15 protein-coding genes and 1 riboswitch are annotated in these 13,402 nt (G+C 35.2%); of the genes, 13 read left to right on the forward strand and 2 right to left on the reverse strand.

Annotated elements, in window-relative coordinates; genetic code table 11:
- Positions 1–79 precede the first annotated feature (79 nt).
- From JNUCC72_RS01935 to JNUCC72_RS01965, 7 genes are all read left to right on the forward strand, one after another.
- The gene (locus tag JNUCC72_RS01935) at positions 80–2,182 is read left to right on the forward strand and encodes a peptidoglycan D,D-transpeptidase FtsI family protein (RefSeq protein ID WP_454144353.1); all 2,103 of its coding nucleotides are present in this window, start codon (positions 80–82) and stop codon (positions 2,180–2,182) included.
- A gap of 74 nt (positions 2,183–2,256) precedes the next feature.
- Complete coding sequence (gene rpmG / locus JNUCC72_RS01940; protein WP_082618877.1) at positions 2,257–2,406, forward strand: 50S ribosomal protein L33; 150 nt, start codon at positions 2,257–2,259, stop codon at positions 2,404–2,406.
- 54 nt (positions 2,407–2,460) lie between these two features.
- Positions 2,461–3,009 (forward strand): 5-formyltetrahydrofolate cyclo-ligase, encoded by a 549-nt coding sequence (locus JNUCC72_RS01945; RefSeq protein ID WP_454144355.1) that lies wholly within the window; start codon positions 2,461–2,463, stop codon positions 3,007–3,009.
- A gap of 16 nt (positions 3,010–3,025) precedes the next feature.
- Positions 3,026–3,733, forward strand: a complete 708-nt coding sequence (locus JNUCC72_RS01950) for a rhomboid family intramembrane serine protease (protein ID WP_454144357.1) — start codon at positions 3,026–3,028, stop codon at positions 3,731–3,733.
- The gene (locus tag JNUCC72_RS01955) at positions 3,733–3,945 is read left to right on the forward strand and encodes a YqgQ family protein (RefSeq protein ID WP_339969946.1); all 213 of its coding nucleotides are present in this window, start codon (positions 3,733–3,735) and stop codon (positions 3,943–3,945) included. Before JNUCC72_RS01950 ends, JNUCC72_RS01955 begins: the two co-directional genes overlap by 1 nt.
- Entirely contained in the window at positions 3,938–4,894 is a 957-nt protein-coding gene (locus JNUCC72_RS01960) for an ROK family glucokinase (protein WP_454144359.1), read from the forward strand. The genes JNUCC72_RS01955 and JNUCC72_RS01960 overlap by 8 nt, the downstream gene beginning before the upstream one ends.
- A 21-nt stretch (positions 4,895–4,915) precedes the next feature.
- Positions 4,916–5,314, forward strand: a complete 399-nt coding sequence (locus tag JNUCC72_RS01965) for a rhodanese-like domain-containing protein (protein ID WP_454144361.1) — start codon at positions 4,916–4,918, stop codon at positions 5,312–5,314.
- Positions 5,315–5,358: 44 nt separating this feature from the next.
- Here the strand turns inward: JNUCC72_RS01965 and JNUCC72_RS01970 are convergent, their stop codons facing one another.
- Complete coding sequence (locus tag JNUCC72_RS01970) at positions 5,359–5,544, reverse strand: DUF3042 family protein (protein ID WP_454144363.1); 186 nt, start codon at positions 5,542–5,544, stop codon at positions 5,359–5,361.
- A 74-nt stretch (positions 5,545–5,618) separates the two neighbouring features.
- Between JNUCC72_RS01970 and miaA the strand changes: the two genes are divergently transcribed.
- From miaA to glnA, 3 genes are all read left to right on the forward strand, one after another.
- On the forward strand, positions 5,619–6,542 hold the full coding sequence (miaA, locus tag JNUCC72_RS01975; protein ID WP_454144365.1) for a tRNA (adenosine(37)-N6)-dimethylallyltransferase MiaA: 924 nt from the start codon (positions 5,619–5,621) through the stop codon (positions 6,540–6,542).
- A 79-nt stretch (positions 6,543–6,621) separates the two neighbouring features.
- Positions 6,622–6,966, forward strand: a complete 345-nt coding sequence (locus JNUCC72_RS01980) for a MerR family transcriptional regulator (protein ID WP_454144367.1) — start codon at positions 6,622–6,624, stop codon at positions 6,964–6,966.
- A 40-nt stretch (positions 6,967–7,006) separates the two neighbouring features.
- Complete coding sequence (gene glnA, locus JNUCC72_RS01985; RefSeq protein ID WP_454144369.1) at positions 7,007–8,344, forward strand: type I glutamate--ammonia ligase; 1,338 nt, start codon at positions 7,007–7,009, stop codon at positions 8,342–8,344.
- A 22-nt stretch (positions 8,345–8,366) separates the two neighbouring features.
- Here the strand turns inward: glnA and JNUCC72_RS01990 are convergent, their stop codons facing one another.
- The gene (locus JNUCC72_RS01990; protein WP_454144371.1) at positions 8,367–9,179 is read right to left on the reverse strand and encodes a LysR family transcriptional regulator; all 813 of its coding nucleotides are present in this window, start codon (positions 9,177–9,179) and stop codon (positions 8,367–8,369) included.
- Positions 9,180–9,298: 119 nt separating this feature from the next.
- On the opposite strand from JNUCC72_RS01990, the gene JNUCC72_RS01995 reads away from it, so the two are divergent.
- From JNUCC72_RS01995 to ppcA, 3 genes are all read left to right on the forward strand, one after another.
- On the forward strand, positions 9,299–10,300 hold the full coding sequence (locus JNUCC72_RS01995) for a YeiH family protein (protein ID WP_454144373.1): 1,002 nt from the start codon (positions 9,299–9,301) through the stop codon (positions 10,298–10,300).
- A gap of 76 nt (positions 10,301–10,376) precedes the next feature.
- Positions 10,377–10,556, forward strand: a riboswitch (Lysine riboswitch).
- A gap of 116 nt (positions 10,557–10,672) precedes the next feature.
- Entirely contained in the window at positions 10,673–11,857 is a 1,185-nt protein-coding gene (locus JNUCC72_RS02000; protein WP_454144375.1) for an aminotransferase class I/II-fold pyridoxal phosphate-dependent enzyme, read from the forward strand.
- Between the two features lie 56 nt (positions 11,858–11,913).
- Positions 11,914–13,398 (forward strand): phosphoenolpyruvate carboxylase, encoded by a 1,485-nt coding sequence (gene ppcA, locus JNUCC72_RS02005; RefSeq protein ID WP_454144690.1) that lies wholly within the window; start codon positions 11,914–11,916, stop codon positions 13,396–13,398.
- Positions 13,399–13,402 lie beyond the last annotated feature (4 nt).

The raw sequence follows: 13,402 nt of genomic DNA on the forward strand, positions 1-13,402 counted from the left end.
TTTCAATACGTTTGTACTGAATAGTAATTCACTCCGAATTTTGTTAAAATAATTCTATTACATTAAGGAATGAATTGTCGTGAAATATTTAAAGAAATTAAAAAATTCAACAAAAAAAAGCACCTCTTCAATCCCTACAAGAATGAACATTCTTTTGGGCGTTATTTTTATTTTATTTGCGTTACTCATCATCCAATCAGGACACTTACAATTGAACTATGGTAGTCGTTTTCGTGCCGAAGTCGATACGTCAGACCGTAACCTAGTTCAAGCTAATGTTCCTAGAGGAATCATGTATGATTCAAAAGGTCGTGTTTTGGTTGGAAATGAATCAAAAAATGCCATCACTTATACCCGTGGGATGAATTTAACCACGAAGGGGATGAAAGAAATTAGTGACGACCTTAGTCAGTATATCTCTTTAGACGGTGACAGTGCAACTAATCAAGATTTAGCCACTTACTATTTAAGTGATACAAGAAATTATAGTGATTTGCTAGATAAGATGCCAAAAGACCAAACGGACTCGACAAAGTTATCAAGTACACAGATTTACGCTAATGCGGTGAAGTACTATATTAGTCAAAAGCCGCAGGTTTCTGATAAACAAAAGTCAGCAGCTATTATACTACGTAAAATCAGTGCTGCTTCAATGCTTTCAACGGTTTATGTAAAAAATAATAATTTAACTGATAAAGAAGTGGCACTAGTTGCTGAACATTTATCAGAACTGCCAGGAGTTAATATTGGAACGGATTGGACTCGTGTCTATCCAAATGGTGATTCAGTCCAAAGTATTATTGGGCGTGTTTCAAGTGAACAGGCAGGATTGCCTAGTGATCGCTTGCAATATTACTTAACTCAAGGCTATCTAAGAAATGACCGTGTAGGAACAAGTTACTTGGAGCGCCAGTATGAACCTATTCTTAGAGGGTCTAAAGCGCTCAACCAAGTAAATATTTCGTCTTCAGATAACACTATTGAAGAAATTAATACGGTTTATCCAGGTGTTAAAGGAAGTAGTTTGACCTTTACATTAGACTTGCAGTATCAACAAATGATTTCTGATAGTTTGAATAAGTACTACCAAAAAGCACAAGCTGATGGTGTCACAAAATACTCAGCTGGGGCTTATGCTGTGGCAACTAATCCCAAAACAGGTGCTATTTTAGGTATTGCTGGAATAGGGCGCAATCCAAAAACTGGTGAGACTTACAGTGATGCGCTAGGAACCATTAACCATGCCTTTACAATGGGGTCTGTTGTCAAAGGAGCTACAGTTTTAGGCGGGTTGATGAATGGGGCAATTACGCCACAGTCTAATACCTTACCCGAAGAAGCTATCTATCTAAGAGGAACACCAGTGATGAAATCTGTTTATCCACTGGGAACATTCTCTTCATTAAATGCACAGACAGCTTTGGAAGTTTCTTCTAATATTTATATGATGCAATTAACGTTAAGATGGTTAAAAGCAGGATATGTTGCTAATAACTATATTACGATGCCGCAAGACGCCTTTGTTCAAATGAGAAATATTTATTCTCAATTTGGATTGGGTGTTAAAACAGGTATTGATTTACCAAGTGAGGTCGCTGGCTATCCAGGACGTTCTTTTGATAGTAAAGGAAACCTTCTTTCAGGATCAGCATTAGCCTTATCATTTGGTAACTACGATGGTTATACAGTAATGCAACTAGCTCAATACATCTCCACAATTGCAAATGGAGGCTATCGTATGAAGCCTTATCTTGTTAAATCAATTGGCCAGACTACAGATGATAACAAGTCGTTTATTACGCAACATACAACATCACCAGAAGTCTTAAACCAAGTGGACTTTACACAAGATCAGCTTCAAGTTGTTAAAGAGGGGATGTATCAAGTTGTTCACGGACATAATGCCTGGGGAACAGCCCACACATTAGCTGATATTGAACCGGCTGTTGCTGGTAAGACTGGTACCGCACAAACATTTTACTATGATCCAGATAATCCTGGAAATCCAAATGCACCAGAAACAACAACATCTAGTTTTGTAGGTTATGCGCCTGCTGATGATCCGCAAATTGCGATTTCTGTTGTGTTCCCTGACTTAGATGTTAACTCAGAAGGACACTATAACTTAGATGTTGCACACGAAATGTTCACAAATTACTTTAAATTGAATCCACAAAAATAGTAGAAAAATTCAAAAAATAATGTTATTATATATGAGTTAAATGCATCATAGACAATTTAGGGGGTGTCATCAACATGAACGTAAATATTAACTTAGAGTGTACATCTTGTCACGAACGTCTTTACTTAACAAAGAAAAATAAACGTAACCACCCACAACGTTTAGAACTAAAGAAGTACTGCCCTCGTGAGAGACATGTCACACTTCATCGTGAAACAAAATAATGAAAACAGCAGGGCTGACCTGTTGTTTTTTTAATATACAAAGGGATTTTTATTATGGATAAAGCTGAACTCAGAAAGATGCAACTGAATAGATTGCAGGAATTTGCTAAGACCACTCAAAAGCAAAGAGAAGAAATTAATCTCTTTCATCAGTTTGTCTCACATCCTAGGGTTAAGGCTGCACAAAGTATTGGCTTGACTGTCGGGGATGCTTTTGAATTAGATACGCTTCCATTAATTGAAGCACTGCTTGAAATGAAAAAGTCAGTCTATCTTGCTAAAGTTAGACCACATAGACAGATGGATTTTGTTGCGTATAATTCTGGTGATCAGTTGGTTAAATCTAAATTTGGTGTTTTAGAACCAGAATTAGATACACCAGTTAAAAATCAATTGGATTTAGTTGTGACACCTGGCTTAGCAATTAGTAGAGATCATCACTATCGTGTTGGATTTGGTGGTGGTTACTTTGACCGTTTCTTGAATCAATACCAAACCAAAACTTTGACTTTGGCACTCACGCCTATGATTTTTGAGTCTGCAGAGTGGCCAATTTCTATGATGGATGTACCGATTGACGAGCTAATTATTCCTAGTGAATAGTAAAGGAGTCTAATAATTGCAAAAAATTAAACGATTTATCAATTCAAACTTTGTTGTCACTTATACTTTATTAGGTGTGATGGCACTCGTATTTCTATTTGAATGTTTTAGTAGTAAGCAATTGGCCTTGTTCAGTGGCGCAATAGACTCAGGGACATTGCTTAACTTTGGATCACTATTTAATCCGCTAGTTGTTATATTTAATCAGTGGTGGCGATTAATTACAGCGCAATTTATTCATATCAACTTCTTGCACTTTGCTTCTAATGCCGTCATGATTTATTATGTCAGTCAGTTTTTAGAACCGGCTTTAGGTAAAGCCAAGTACCTCAGCATTTTTTTACTGTCAGGGATTGGCGGTAATCTGATGTCTTTAGCATTTGGATCAGATATGATAGTTTCTGCTGGTGCAAGCACTAGTTTATTTGGATTGTTTGGTGTGGTACTCGCCTTAGTATGGAATAATCAAAATCCAGCTATGACCGCTATCAAACAACAATTTTTAGCATTAGCTATTTTGAATTTAGTAATGGATTTATTTATTCCAAGTATTAATATCCAAGGTCATTTTGGAGGCTTATTATTTGGTGTATTATTTGGTATAATATTCGGTGGTCAAAAAAATCAAAAATTATATGCAACAAGATGGCGAATAGTTGCGATTTTTGCTACTATAATCTTGACATTAATTTTAATTGGAATAGGAATGCAGGTTTCGTATTAATGAAACAATTGTATGATGTTCAACAATTATTAAAGCGGTTCAATATTTATGTTTATGTTGGTAAACGTAAGTGGGATATTGAGTTGATGGCATTGGAGCTAGATAATATTTACCATTCTGGCCTCATTACCCAGAAAGAATTTATCTCCGCAAAAGTAGTTCTACAGCATGAATATGAAGTTGAAAAGAGAAAGGAAGAACAACGTGGATAAAAAATTAATTGGTGTTGACTTAGGAGGCACCACAATTAAGTTCGCTATTTTAACTAAAAATGGAGAGATTCAACAACGTTGGGCTGAAGATACAAATATTTTAGATGATGGTTCACACATCATTCCTGATATTATTAAATCTATCAACCATCACTTGAATCTTTACCACATGAAACCAGAACAATTTGCTGGAATTGGAATGGGTTCTCCTGGTAGTGTTAACCAAAAGGACGGTTCAGTTGTTGGCGCTTATAACCTAAACTGGCGCAAACCCGTTTTCCCTAAACGTGATATTGAAGAAGGTACAGGAATCCCAGTTTTCATCGATAACGATGCTAATGTAGCAGCGCTTGGTGAAAAATGGAAAGGTGCTGGTGACAACGCTTCTAACGTTGCATTCACAACTCTTGGAACCGGTGTTGGTGGTGGAATCATTGTTAACGATCAAATCGTTCATGGTGCTGCTGGTGCTGCTGGTGAAATTGGTCATATCATTGTTGAACGCCATGGTTACAAATGTACTTGTGGAAACAATGGTTGTTTAGAAACAGTTGCCAGTGCAACAGGTATTGTACGTGTAGCTAGAGACTTGGCAGAAGAATACGCAGGTAACTCATCATTAAAACGCTTACTTGACGCTGGTGAAGAAATTAGCGCTAAAATCGTATTTGATTTAGCTAAAAAAGATGATCCATTGGCTGTACGTGTGATTAACCGTATCTGTGATTACTTAGGATATGCATTAGCTAATATTTCTAATACATTAAACCCTGACTTTGTTGTTATCGGTGGTGGTGTTTCTGCTGCTGGAGACTTATTGTTGAACAAAACAACTGAAGCATTTGAAGAATCAGCATTTCCAAGTGTTAGAAACTCAACAAAACTACGTCTAGCTTCATTAGGAAATGAAGCAGGTGTTATTGGAGCCGCTTCACTAATCGTTCAATAAAAAGTATAAGGGGATTTCGACATGTTAGTTTTATACGTTGTTTTAGCAATTATTGTATTGGCAATCTTGTTTAATTGGTTGTATATCCGCTTTTATAGCAAAAAATTAGCGGGTGCATTATCTAACGAAGATTTTCAAAACACTATGCGCAAAGCACAAATTATTGACTTACGTGGAACAGATGCGTTCGATCAATCTCATATTTTAGGGGCTCGTAGCATACCATATACACAACTTAAACTATCTTTTGCTGAAATGAGACCTGACTTGCCTGTTTATCTGTATGCAGATGGCCAAAGCATTTGTGTGCGTGCAGCAAGATATCTTGTTAACAAAAAAGGGTTTAAAAATGTTAAATGGTTAAAAAAAGGTTATCGAGACTGGGAAGGTAAAACAAAATCTTCTAAAAAAAGTTACTAATAAAAAAGCTTGGTTAAAATAACCAAGCTTTTTTATTTTATTATTTATTTTGCACGACGATGTGCGGATAAACTTTTACGAATTGCACGACGGCGGTTTTCTTCAATACGTTCTGCTTCTTGTTCTTCTGGTTCTACTACTTTTTTCTTAAATGTAAATGCAGCACCAGCAAGAGATGCAACTGTAAGAGCAGTACCTGTTAAAACGCCACCTAAAAATTTTTTAGCCATCTGACATTCCTCCTTTGAATTGTTAAATTGATTTTATCATAATTTCAGAAATATATTAATAAAGGACGTCTAAATTGAAAAAAATATTAATTGTAGCAGGGCCAACTGCTGTTGGAAAAACAGCATTTGGTATTGAACTGGCACAAAAATTTAATGGAGAGATTATTTCCGGAGACTCGATGCAAGTTTATCGTGAAGTCTCAATAGCAACAGCTAAACCAACAGTATCAGAACAAGCTCAAGCTGTGCATCATTTGATTGATACACAAAGTATTTATGATGAATTTTCTGTGAAAGATTTCGTTGAAGAGGCTGATCAACAAATTTCAGAAATAACATCCCGAGGTAAATTACCAATTATTGTAGGGGGAACAGGTTTTTATCTTAATACGCTAATACATGACTTTAAATTAGGAGCAGAAAAAGACGACAACTATTTAAAAGTTGAAAATGACTATCAAAAGATGCTTAAAGAAAAAGGCGAAGAGAATCTTTGGCAACTTTTATTAGAAAAAGACGCAGTTTCAGCAGAGAAAATTCCTAAAGAAAATCATAGACGAGTTATTAGAGCATTAACTGTGATTAAAGTAACAGGGCGGTTATTTTCAAAACAACAAAAAACGCTGCCGGTTAAGTATGATGCTTTATTGTTAGGACTAAACACTGAAAGGCAAGTCCTATACCAAAGAATTAACCAAAGGGTTGATCTCATGATGTCAGAAGGGTTACTCGATGAAGCAAAATTAGTTTATCAAAATCAAAAGCGAATCTATCAAGCCAAACAGGCGATTGGCTATAAAGAGTTCTTTGATTATTTTGATAATAAAATTACTTATGAGCAAGCAGTTGAACAACTAAAGCAAAGCTCAAGACGTTATGCGAAAAGACAATTAACTTATTTTAGAAATAAATTACCAATAAATTGGATTGACCCAATCGAAAAAGATGCTTGCTATAACAGTATTTTTGATAAAGTTAAAAATTGGTTAGAAAAATGATGTGAGAAAACCTGACATTAGAGGTTGTGTATCTTAAAAAGGGCTGTTATTCTATTGATGTGTTGATGAGGTATTAAAAATGGATGAGATAAAACAAAGAAAAGCGCAGCCATTATTAAAAATTTCGGTTGTGATGGAGTTGACGGGGCTAACAGCTCGTCAAATCCGCTATTATGAAGATCAAAAATTAATTGATGTTTATCGTACAAAAGGTAAACAGCGATTATATTCATTGAATCAAGTTGATATTTTGTTGATCATTAAACAACATTTGAGTGATGGCTTCAACATTGAAGACATTCGAGCATATTTTGATAGTCAAAAACGTCAAAAGAAAGCGGTTAATGATAAACAAGCTCGACGGTTATTATTTGATGAAATGATGAATAATAGTCCTTTTGGTTCATCCACTCAGCACTACTAAATTTTAAAAGTTAAAGGTTAGTTACGACGGAGGAAAAAGAATGTCAAAGGCATACACAAAACAAGAAATTAGAGAAATTGTTGAACAAGAAAATGTTAAATTTTTAAGATTAATGTTTACAGACATTAATGGCGCTATCAAAAATGTTGAAGTGCCAGTTAGTCAACTAGAAAAAGTTTTGAACAACGAAGCTGCTTTTGATGGCTCTTCAATTGATGGATTTGTTAGAATTGAAGAAAGTGACATGTTATTACACCCTGACTTATCAACTTGGTTGATTTTTCCATGGGAAGTAGAACACGGTAAAGTTGCTCGCTTAATCTGTGATGTATACATGCCAGATGGTACACCATTCAAGGGTGACCCTCGTTACAATCTTCGTCGCGTTTTAAAACAAATGCAAGACAAAGGTTACTCAGCATTTAATATTGGACCTGAACCAGAGTTCTTCTTATTTAGATTAAACGAAAACAACAAACCATCTCTTGACTTGAACGACCAAGGTGGCTACTTTGATTTAGCACCTGTTGATTTAGGTGAAAACACACGTCGTGATATTGTTTTAGAACTTGAAAAAATGAATTTTGAAATTGAAGCTAGTCACCATGAAGTTGCACCTGGACAACATGAAATTGACTTCAAATACACTGATGCTCTTGAAGCAGCAGATAAAATTCAAACTTTTAAATTAGTAGTTAAAACTGTTGCAAGAAAACACGGTTTACATGCAACATTTATGCCAAAACCTCTACAAGGAATCAATGGATCAGGAATGCATATTAATATGTCACTATTCAAAGATGGTGATAATGTATTCTTTGACGAAAATACAGATAACCAATTATCTAAAGAAGCAATGTACTTCTTATCAGGTATTTTGAACCATGCAAAAGCATTGACAGCTTTAAACAACCCAACGGTTAACTCATACAAACGTCTAGTACCAGGGTTTGAAGCACCTGTATACATTGCATGGTCAGGTACAAACCGTTCACCTCTTATCCGTGTTCCTCAGTCACGTGGCCTTGGAACTCGTCTTGAATTAAGAAGTGTTGATCCAGCAGCTAACCCATACTTAGCTATTGCAGGAATCTTATCAGCTGGTCTTGAAGGACTTGAAACTAAAGAATTACCAGTAGAATCTGTTGATCGTAACATTTACCACATGACAGATGAAGAACGTCGTGAAAACAATATTACTGATCTTCCAGGAACATTGAATGAAGCGGTTGATGAATTCGCAAAAGATGCTGTCATCAAAGAATCATTAGGCGAACACTTAACACAAAGCTTTATTGATTCTAAGAAACTTGAATGGTCAGCATACCGTCAAACAGTTTCTGAATGGGAAAGAGACCAATACATGGAATTGTACTAAAATTAAAAGCTATCTGAATAATTCAGATAGCTTTTTTTATTTTGTCGATAAAGTTTGTGATTGAAGGATGGGTTTCAAATTTTTGATAAATGAGATAAAAGTGTCTAAAAAATGGAGCCCCTAGTTCTTGAAACATAATGGTGTTATCAATGGCATCTAGACTTACAATGGATTTACCAATCCCTTGTTTCAAAAGATCGACAATTAACTGATTATTTTTAACAATAATACTGTTTTTAGGTACAATATTATGATTGTTCAGATACTTTTTAGTGTAGTGATAAACGCCAGAACCTTCTTCTCTGAGCAACCACGTATCAGATTTAAGATTACCGGCCAATACTAATTGATCTGTTTTTATTTTTTCAGTAACAATCAAATTATGATGAACAGGTTTTTCGACGATACCAAAAGCCAAGCGATGATTTAACACATCATCTAAAATTTCTTTAGAATTATGTACTTCAGTAGCTAGATTATACTCGTTATAAATAGCAGAAGGTAATTGAGATAATAACTGAGGGACGAAGGTATGCGCGCTAGTTTGCGAACACGCGAATAATAAATCATATTTTTTGGGATTATCACTAATATCGGTTTGAATAGTTTGCCATTCTTTCAAAATTTTTGTGGTGCTTTGATATAGTCTGGTGGCATTAGGTGTTGGCTCTAGTTTAGCTTTACCATTTCTAATGAATAATTGTGTGTTTAGTCTTTCTTCTAGTTGTTTAACGTGTAATGAGAGGCTAGGTTGAGAAGAAAAAAGTTGTTCAGCTGCTTTTGAAAATGACAAGGTTTCATATACAGCAACAAAGGTATGCAGTAATTTGAACATAAAGAGTCCTTTCTTTTTGTTATTAAGGTTATTAATAGTATATATAGTTATTATCTATTAAACAAATATTAACATTAATGATGTGATATAGTTATGCCTGTATTGAAGGAGAGGAAAACATGAAAATCAAAAAATCTTTTTTACCAGGTATTGCAGTGACATTACTTGTCTCTGTTGTTGCTAAATATTTAGCAATTTATTTACCTTTTATTGGAGCAGAATCTTTGGCCATGTTGATGGGGATTTTGTTAGGTAATACTGTTTTAACACAGTCTAAGCTAAATTCAGGTGTTAAATGGTCAGAAAAATATCCCATTGAAATTGGAATTGCACTACTAGGGTTAACAGTAACGCTTAAAACTATAGAGTCTTTAGGGATTAATGGTATTTTATTTATTGTGTTGCAGATGTTGTTGACTATCATTGTGGCAATAGTGTTAGGGAAAAGAGTCTTTAAGGTATCAAAAAAATCATCGCTTTTAATGGCGGCAGGTAATGCTGTGTGTGGATCAAGTGCAATTGCGGCTGTATCGCCAGAAATCAAAGCAAATGATGATGAAAGACGAACTGCAGTAGCAACAGTTAGTTTAGTTGGAATTGTCTTATTAATTATTCTGCCAATTGTCGGTCCTGTTGTACTCGGTAAGCAAGACTTACTTTTAGGTGCATTAATAGGTGGGACTCTTCAATCTGTAGGACAAGTTGTGGGGACAGCGTCTTTAATTAATCAAGACGTGACAACATATGCAACACTATTTAAAATGTTGCGAGTGATTTTATTATCGGTAGTGGTTATCAGTTTTGCAAGAATGGCTCAGGGAAAAAGTCAAAAAACTGCCCAACCTAAAAAATCAGTTAGCCAATACATTAAAGTACCTTGGTTTATTTTGGCATTTATTATTTTTATTTTGATTAATAGTTATGTTAGTTTACCAACGCAGCTAACGCATAGTGCAAAAGAATTAACCAGTTTCTCTGGTGTTATTAATCTTGCTGGTATCGGCTTAAACTTAAAATTGAAAACGATTAAAGATTCCGGTAGTCGATTTTTAGGTTATGGATTATTAATTAGTTTGCTGCAAGTTGTAGGAGCAATTATCTTAATTAAGTTACTATTCTAATTACTTATTATTAGTAAAAAATTAAACAAAAATGAAATGCAAGGTTGAATTACACAAAAAAATAACTTATAGTTAATTTAGTAGAAGAGGTCGCAATTGACAATAGCTAGATAACTCGCTATCACAATAGCATTAGTTACTCTAGTGAGGGGATATTGCCGAAACGTCAAAGAGTTGTGACGATTTGATGTTGGGGTATGGTTGAATAAATCATAAACTGTCATAAGCATAAAACTTATGGAGCGCTATCGACAAATTGACATCTAAGCCAGTTTAGATTCTTTTGTCTGCCTAGACAAAGGAATCTTTTTTTGTCTAATATTTTAAATAGCCACTCTTCTGAATAATAATTTACGGAAATAGGAGACTGTCATGCCAGATTTATCATCAAAATTAAGTGCAACGTATAACGAAAAGTTAGACTTAGTTAATCCATCAGGGATTAGAAGCTTTGATCAAAAAATCTCAGCTATCCAAGATATTGTAAAACTAACAATTGGAGAACCTGATTTAGATACACCCGAACATATTAAAAATGCTGCAGTAGAAAGCATTCAAAATAATGATTCTCACTACTCAGCTCAAACAGGTAAATTAGAGCTTAGAAAAGCAGTTTCTGATTATTTAAAGCGTCAACAAGGTTTAAATTATAATCCAGAAGATGAAATAATCGTGACAATTGGTGCAACAGAAGCAATTTATGCCACTTTTGAAACGATGTTAAATCCAGGTGATAAAGTGATTGTGCCAACACCGACATTTGCACTTTATTTTCCTATTATCGAGTTGCTAGGTGCACATCCAATTATGGTTGACACCTCACAAACAGGCTTTCAATTAACACCTGAAAAATTGGCAGAAGTGATTGAAGAAGAAGGGCCTTCAGTTAAAGCAGTTTTACTTAATTATCCAAGTAATCCAACAGGGGTTGAATACGATAAAGAAACCGTTGAGGCTCTAGCGCAAGTTATTGAACAGCATGATATTTTTGTTGTTACAGATGAAATTTACTGTGAATTAACTTATGATGTTGATCATTTTTCAATTGCTAAGCTATTGCCTCAACAATCCATTTATATTAACGGATTATCTAAATCTCACGCTATGACAGGATATCGAATTGGTTACGTTTGTGGACCGAGAGAATTCATGTCAAAAGTTGCTAAAGTGCATGCTTTCATGGTGACTTCACCATCTAATCCTGCCCAAGTTGCAGCAACAGAAGCGCTTAATAACGGTGATAATGATGCGATTGAAATGCGTAAAATCTATCAAAAGCGTCGTGACTTAATTGTTGATGAATTAACAAGTATGAACTTTGAGATGGCTAAGCCTCATGGTGCGTTTTATCTATTTGCTAAAATTCCAGCATCATGTACACAAGATTCTTACCAGTTCGCACTAGAATTAGCTGAACAAGCAAAAGTTGGTGTCATACCTGGAAGTGCATTTGGTAAAGGTGGACAAGGTTACATTCGTTTTTCATATGCAGCTTCTGAAGCTGATATTCAACTAGCGATGGATCGTATTCGTGATTACCTTAAAACAGTCAGATAATTAGTAATTAAAATCAGGAGGACAATCAATTGACAGACAGAATGATACCAAACGTAATGGGAACTCAACATCCAGATAACGCTAACATTCCGTTCTTTAAAAAGCATCATAATCCATTTGTTTCAGCTTTTGAAGAAATCGATGAAGCTTATGCTAACTTTTCAACTTTAGATGCCGATGAATACATGTGGGACTGGGAAGGAAAGCATGCTGATTCTTCTGTTATTAGCCGTTTGTATACCAAACAATACGACTATTTCAAAAACCATGAACTTGGTGACGATAAATTTTTAACGTTTAGATTACCTAACATTTGGGAAGAAAAAGGTTATAGTTTAATGCAAGCTATGACAACTATGATGCTGGCAGAAGATTTTGCAGACGATTTAAAATTTAAAAAACGTCCGCTATTTGAAGCGGTTCTGCCAATGACGAAAAGTGCAGATCAACTGATTGCTATGGAAGATAAGTTTGCATCACTTGCACAATTCAAGAATAAAGAATTTGAAAATACACATCCTAATAGCGACCAACTCCAAATGATTCCACTATTTGAAAGTTTTGAAGCGCAGCTAGATGCTCCTGAAATTTTAAAAGAATATATGGCGATGTACAAAAAACACTTTAACCGCCCAATTGAGTATTTACGTGTTTTCTTAGCAGGTTCTGATTCTGCGCTTTCAAATGGATTTTTAAACAGTATTATTGGAAACAAGCTAGCATTATCTAGATTAGGTGCATTTTCAAAAGAAAGTGGCGTACCGGTTTATCCAATTGCTGGGGTAGGAAGTACAATCTTTAGAGGGGGACTTTCTCCTCAATCTGTTGATCGTTACCTTGAGGAATTCCCAGGACTTAAAACAGCAACTGTTCAATCGGCCTTTCGTTATGATTATCCAATTGATGAAGTCAAGTCAGCAATCGATAAATTACGTAATGGGTTACGTCAAAGTGAATTTAATATTGTAAATTCAGCTGACGAAGCAATCTTACTTGAAATTGCAGCAAAAACAGCCAAAGAGTACCACCATACACTAGATCCATTGATTAATGACTTGCAATCTGTTTTTGATGCCTTTCCAAAACGTCGTGACCGTCATCAACACGTGGGGATGATTGGTTATTCTCGAGATGTTGATGGTTACAAAATGCCTCGTGCGATTACCTTTACTGGTTCTTTATACTCGGTAGGAATTCCACCAGAAATTATCGGTTCAGGACAAGCATTGAGTAAATTATCAGAAGATGAATGGGCAACTTTACAAAGCTACTATCCAAATATGAAACGTGACTTTGAACATATATTAGGATTTTATAGTCCAGAAGCAATGGCAGTCTTAAAACAAATCAATCCAGAATTTGGTAAGATTGAAGCCGACGTCGCAGATTTAACGAAACGTTTTGACATTGAAGCTGGTCCAAAAACAAAAGAACAAGCTCAACATTCTCAACTAGCAACAGACTTAGTCAGCATTTCAGATAAAGAAGTTCAGACTTTATTGATTGAAAAAATGAGTAAACTAAGAAGATTCTTAGGCTAATAAA

The organism is Holzapfeliella sp. JNUCC 72 (assembly GCF_053668685.1).

Excerpts from the sequence above, each read along its gene's own strand:
- ppcA (WP_454144690.1), top strand. The coding sequence starts at position 11,914 with ATGGGAACTCAACATCCAGATAACGCTAACATTCCGTTCTTTAAAAAG.
- JNUCC72_RS01965 (WP_454144361.1), top strand. The coding sequence starts at position 4,916 with ATGTTAGTTTTATACGTTGTTTTAGCAATTATTGTATTGGCAATCTTG.
- JNUCC72_RS01980 (WP_454144367.1), top strand. The coding sequence starts at position 6,622 with ATGGATGAGATAAAACAAAGAAAAGCGCAGCCATTATTAAAAATTTCG.
- JNUCC72_RS01995 (WP_454144373.1), top strand. The coding sequence starts at position 9,299 with ATGAAAATCAAAAAATCTTTTTTACCAGGTATTGCAGTGACATTACTT.
- JNUCC72_RS01970 (WP_454144363.1), bottom strand. The coding sequence starts at position 5,544 with ATGGCTAAAAAATTTTTAGGTGGCGTTTTAACAGGTACTGCTCTTACA.
- JNUCC72_RS02000 (WP_454144375.1), top strand. The coding sequence starts at position 10,673 with ATGCCAGATTTATCATCAAAATTAAGTGCAACGTATAACGAAAAGTTA.
- glnA (WP_454144369.1), top strand. The coding sequence starts at position 7,007 with ATGTCAAAGGCATACACAAAACAAGAAATTAGAGAAATTGTTGAACAA.
- JNUCC72_RS01945 (WP_454144355.1), top strand. The coding sequence starts at position 2,461 with ATGGATAAAGCTGAACTCAGAAAGATGCAACTGAATAGATTGCAGGAA.
- rpmG (WP_082618877.1), top strand. The coding sequence starts at position 2,257 with ATGAACGTAAATATTAACTTAGAGTGTACATCTTGTCACGAACGTCTT.
- JNUCC72_RS01990 (WP_454144371.1), bottom strand. The coding sequence starts at position 9,179 with ATGTTCAAATTACTGCATACCTTTGTTGCTGTATATGAAACCTTGTCA.
- JNUCC72_RS01955 (WP_339969946.1), top strand. The coding sequence starts at position 3,733 with ATGAAACAATTGTATGATGTTCAACAATTATTAAAGCGGTTCAATATT.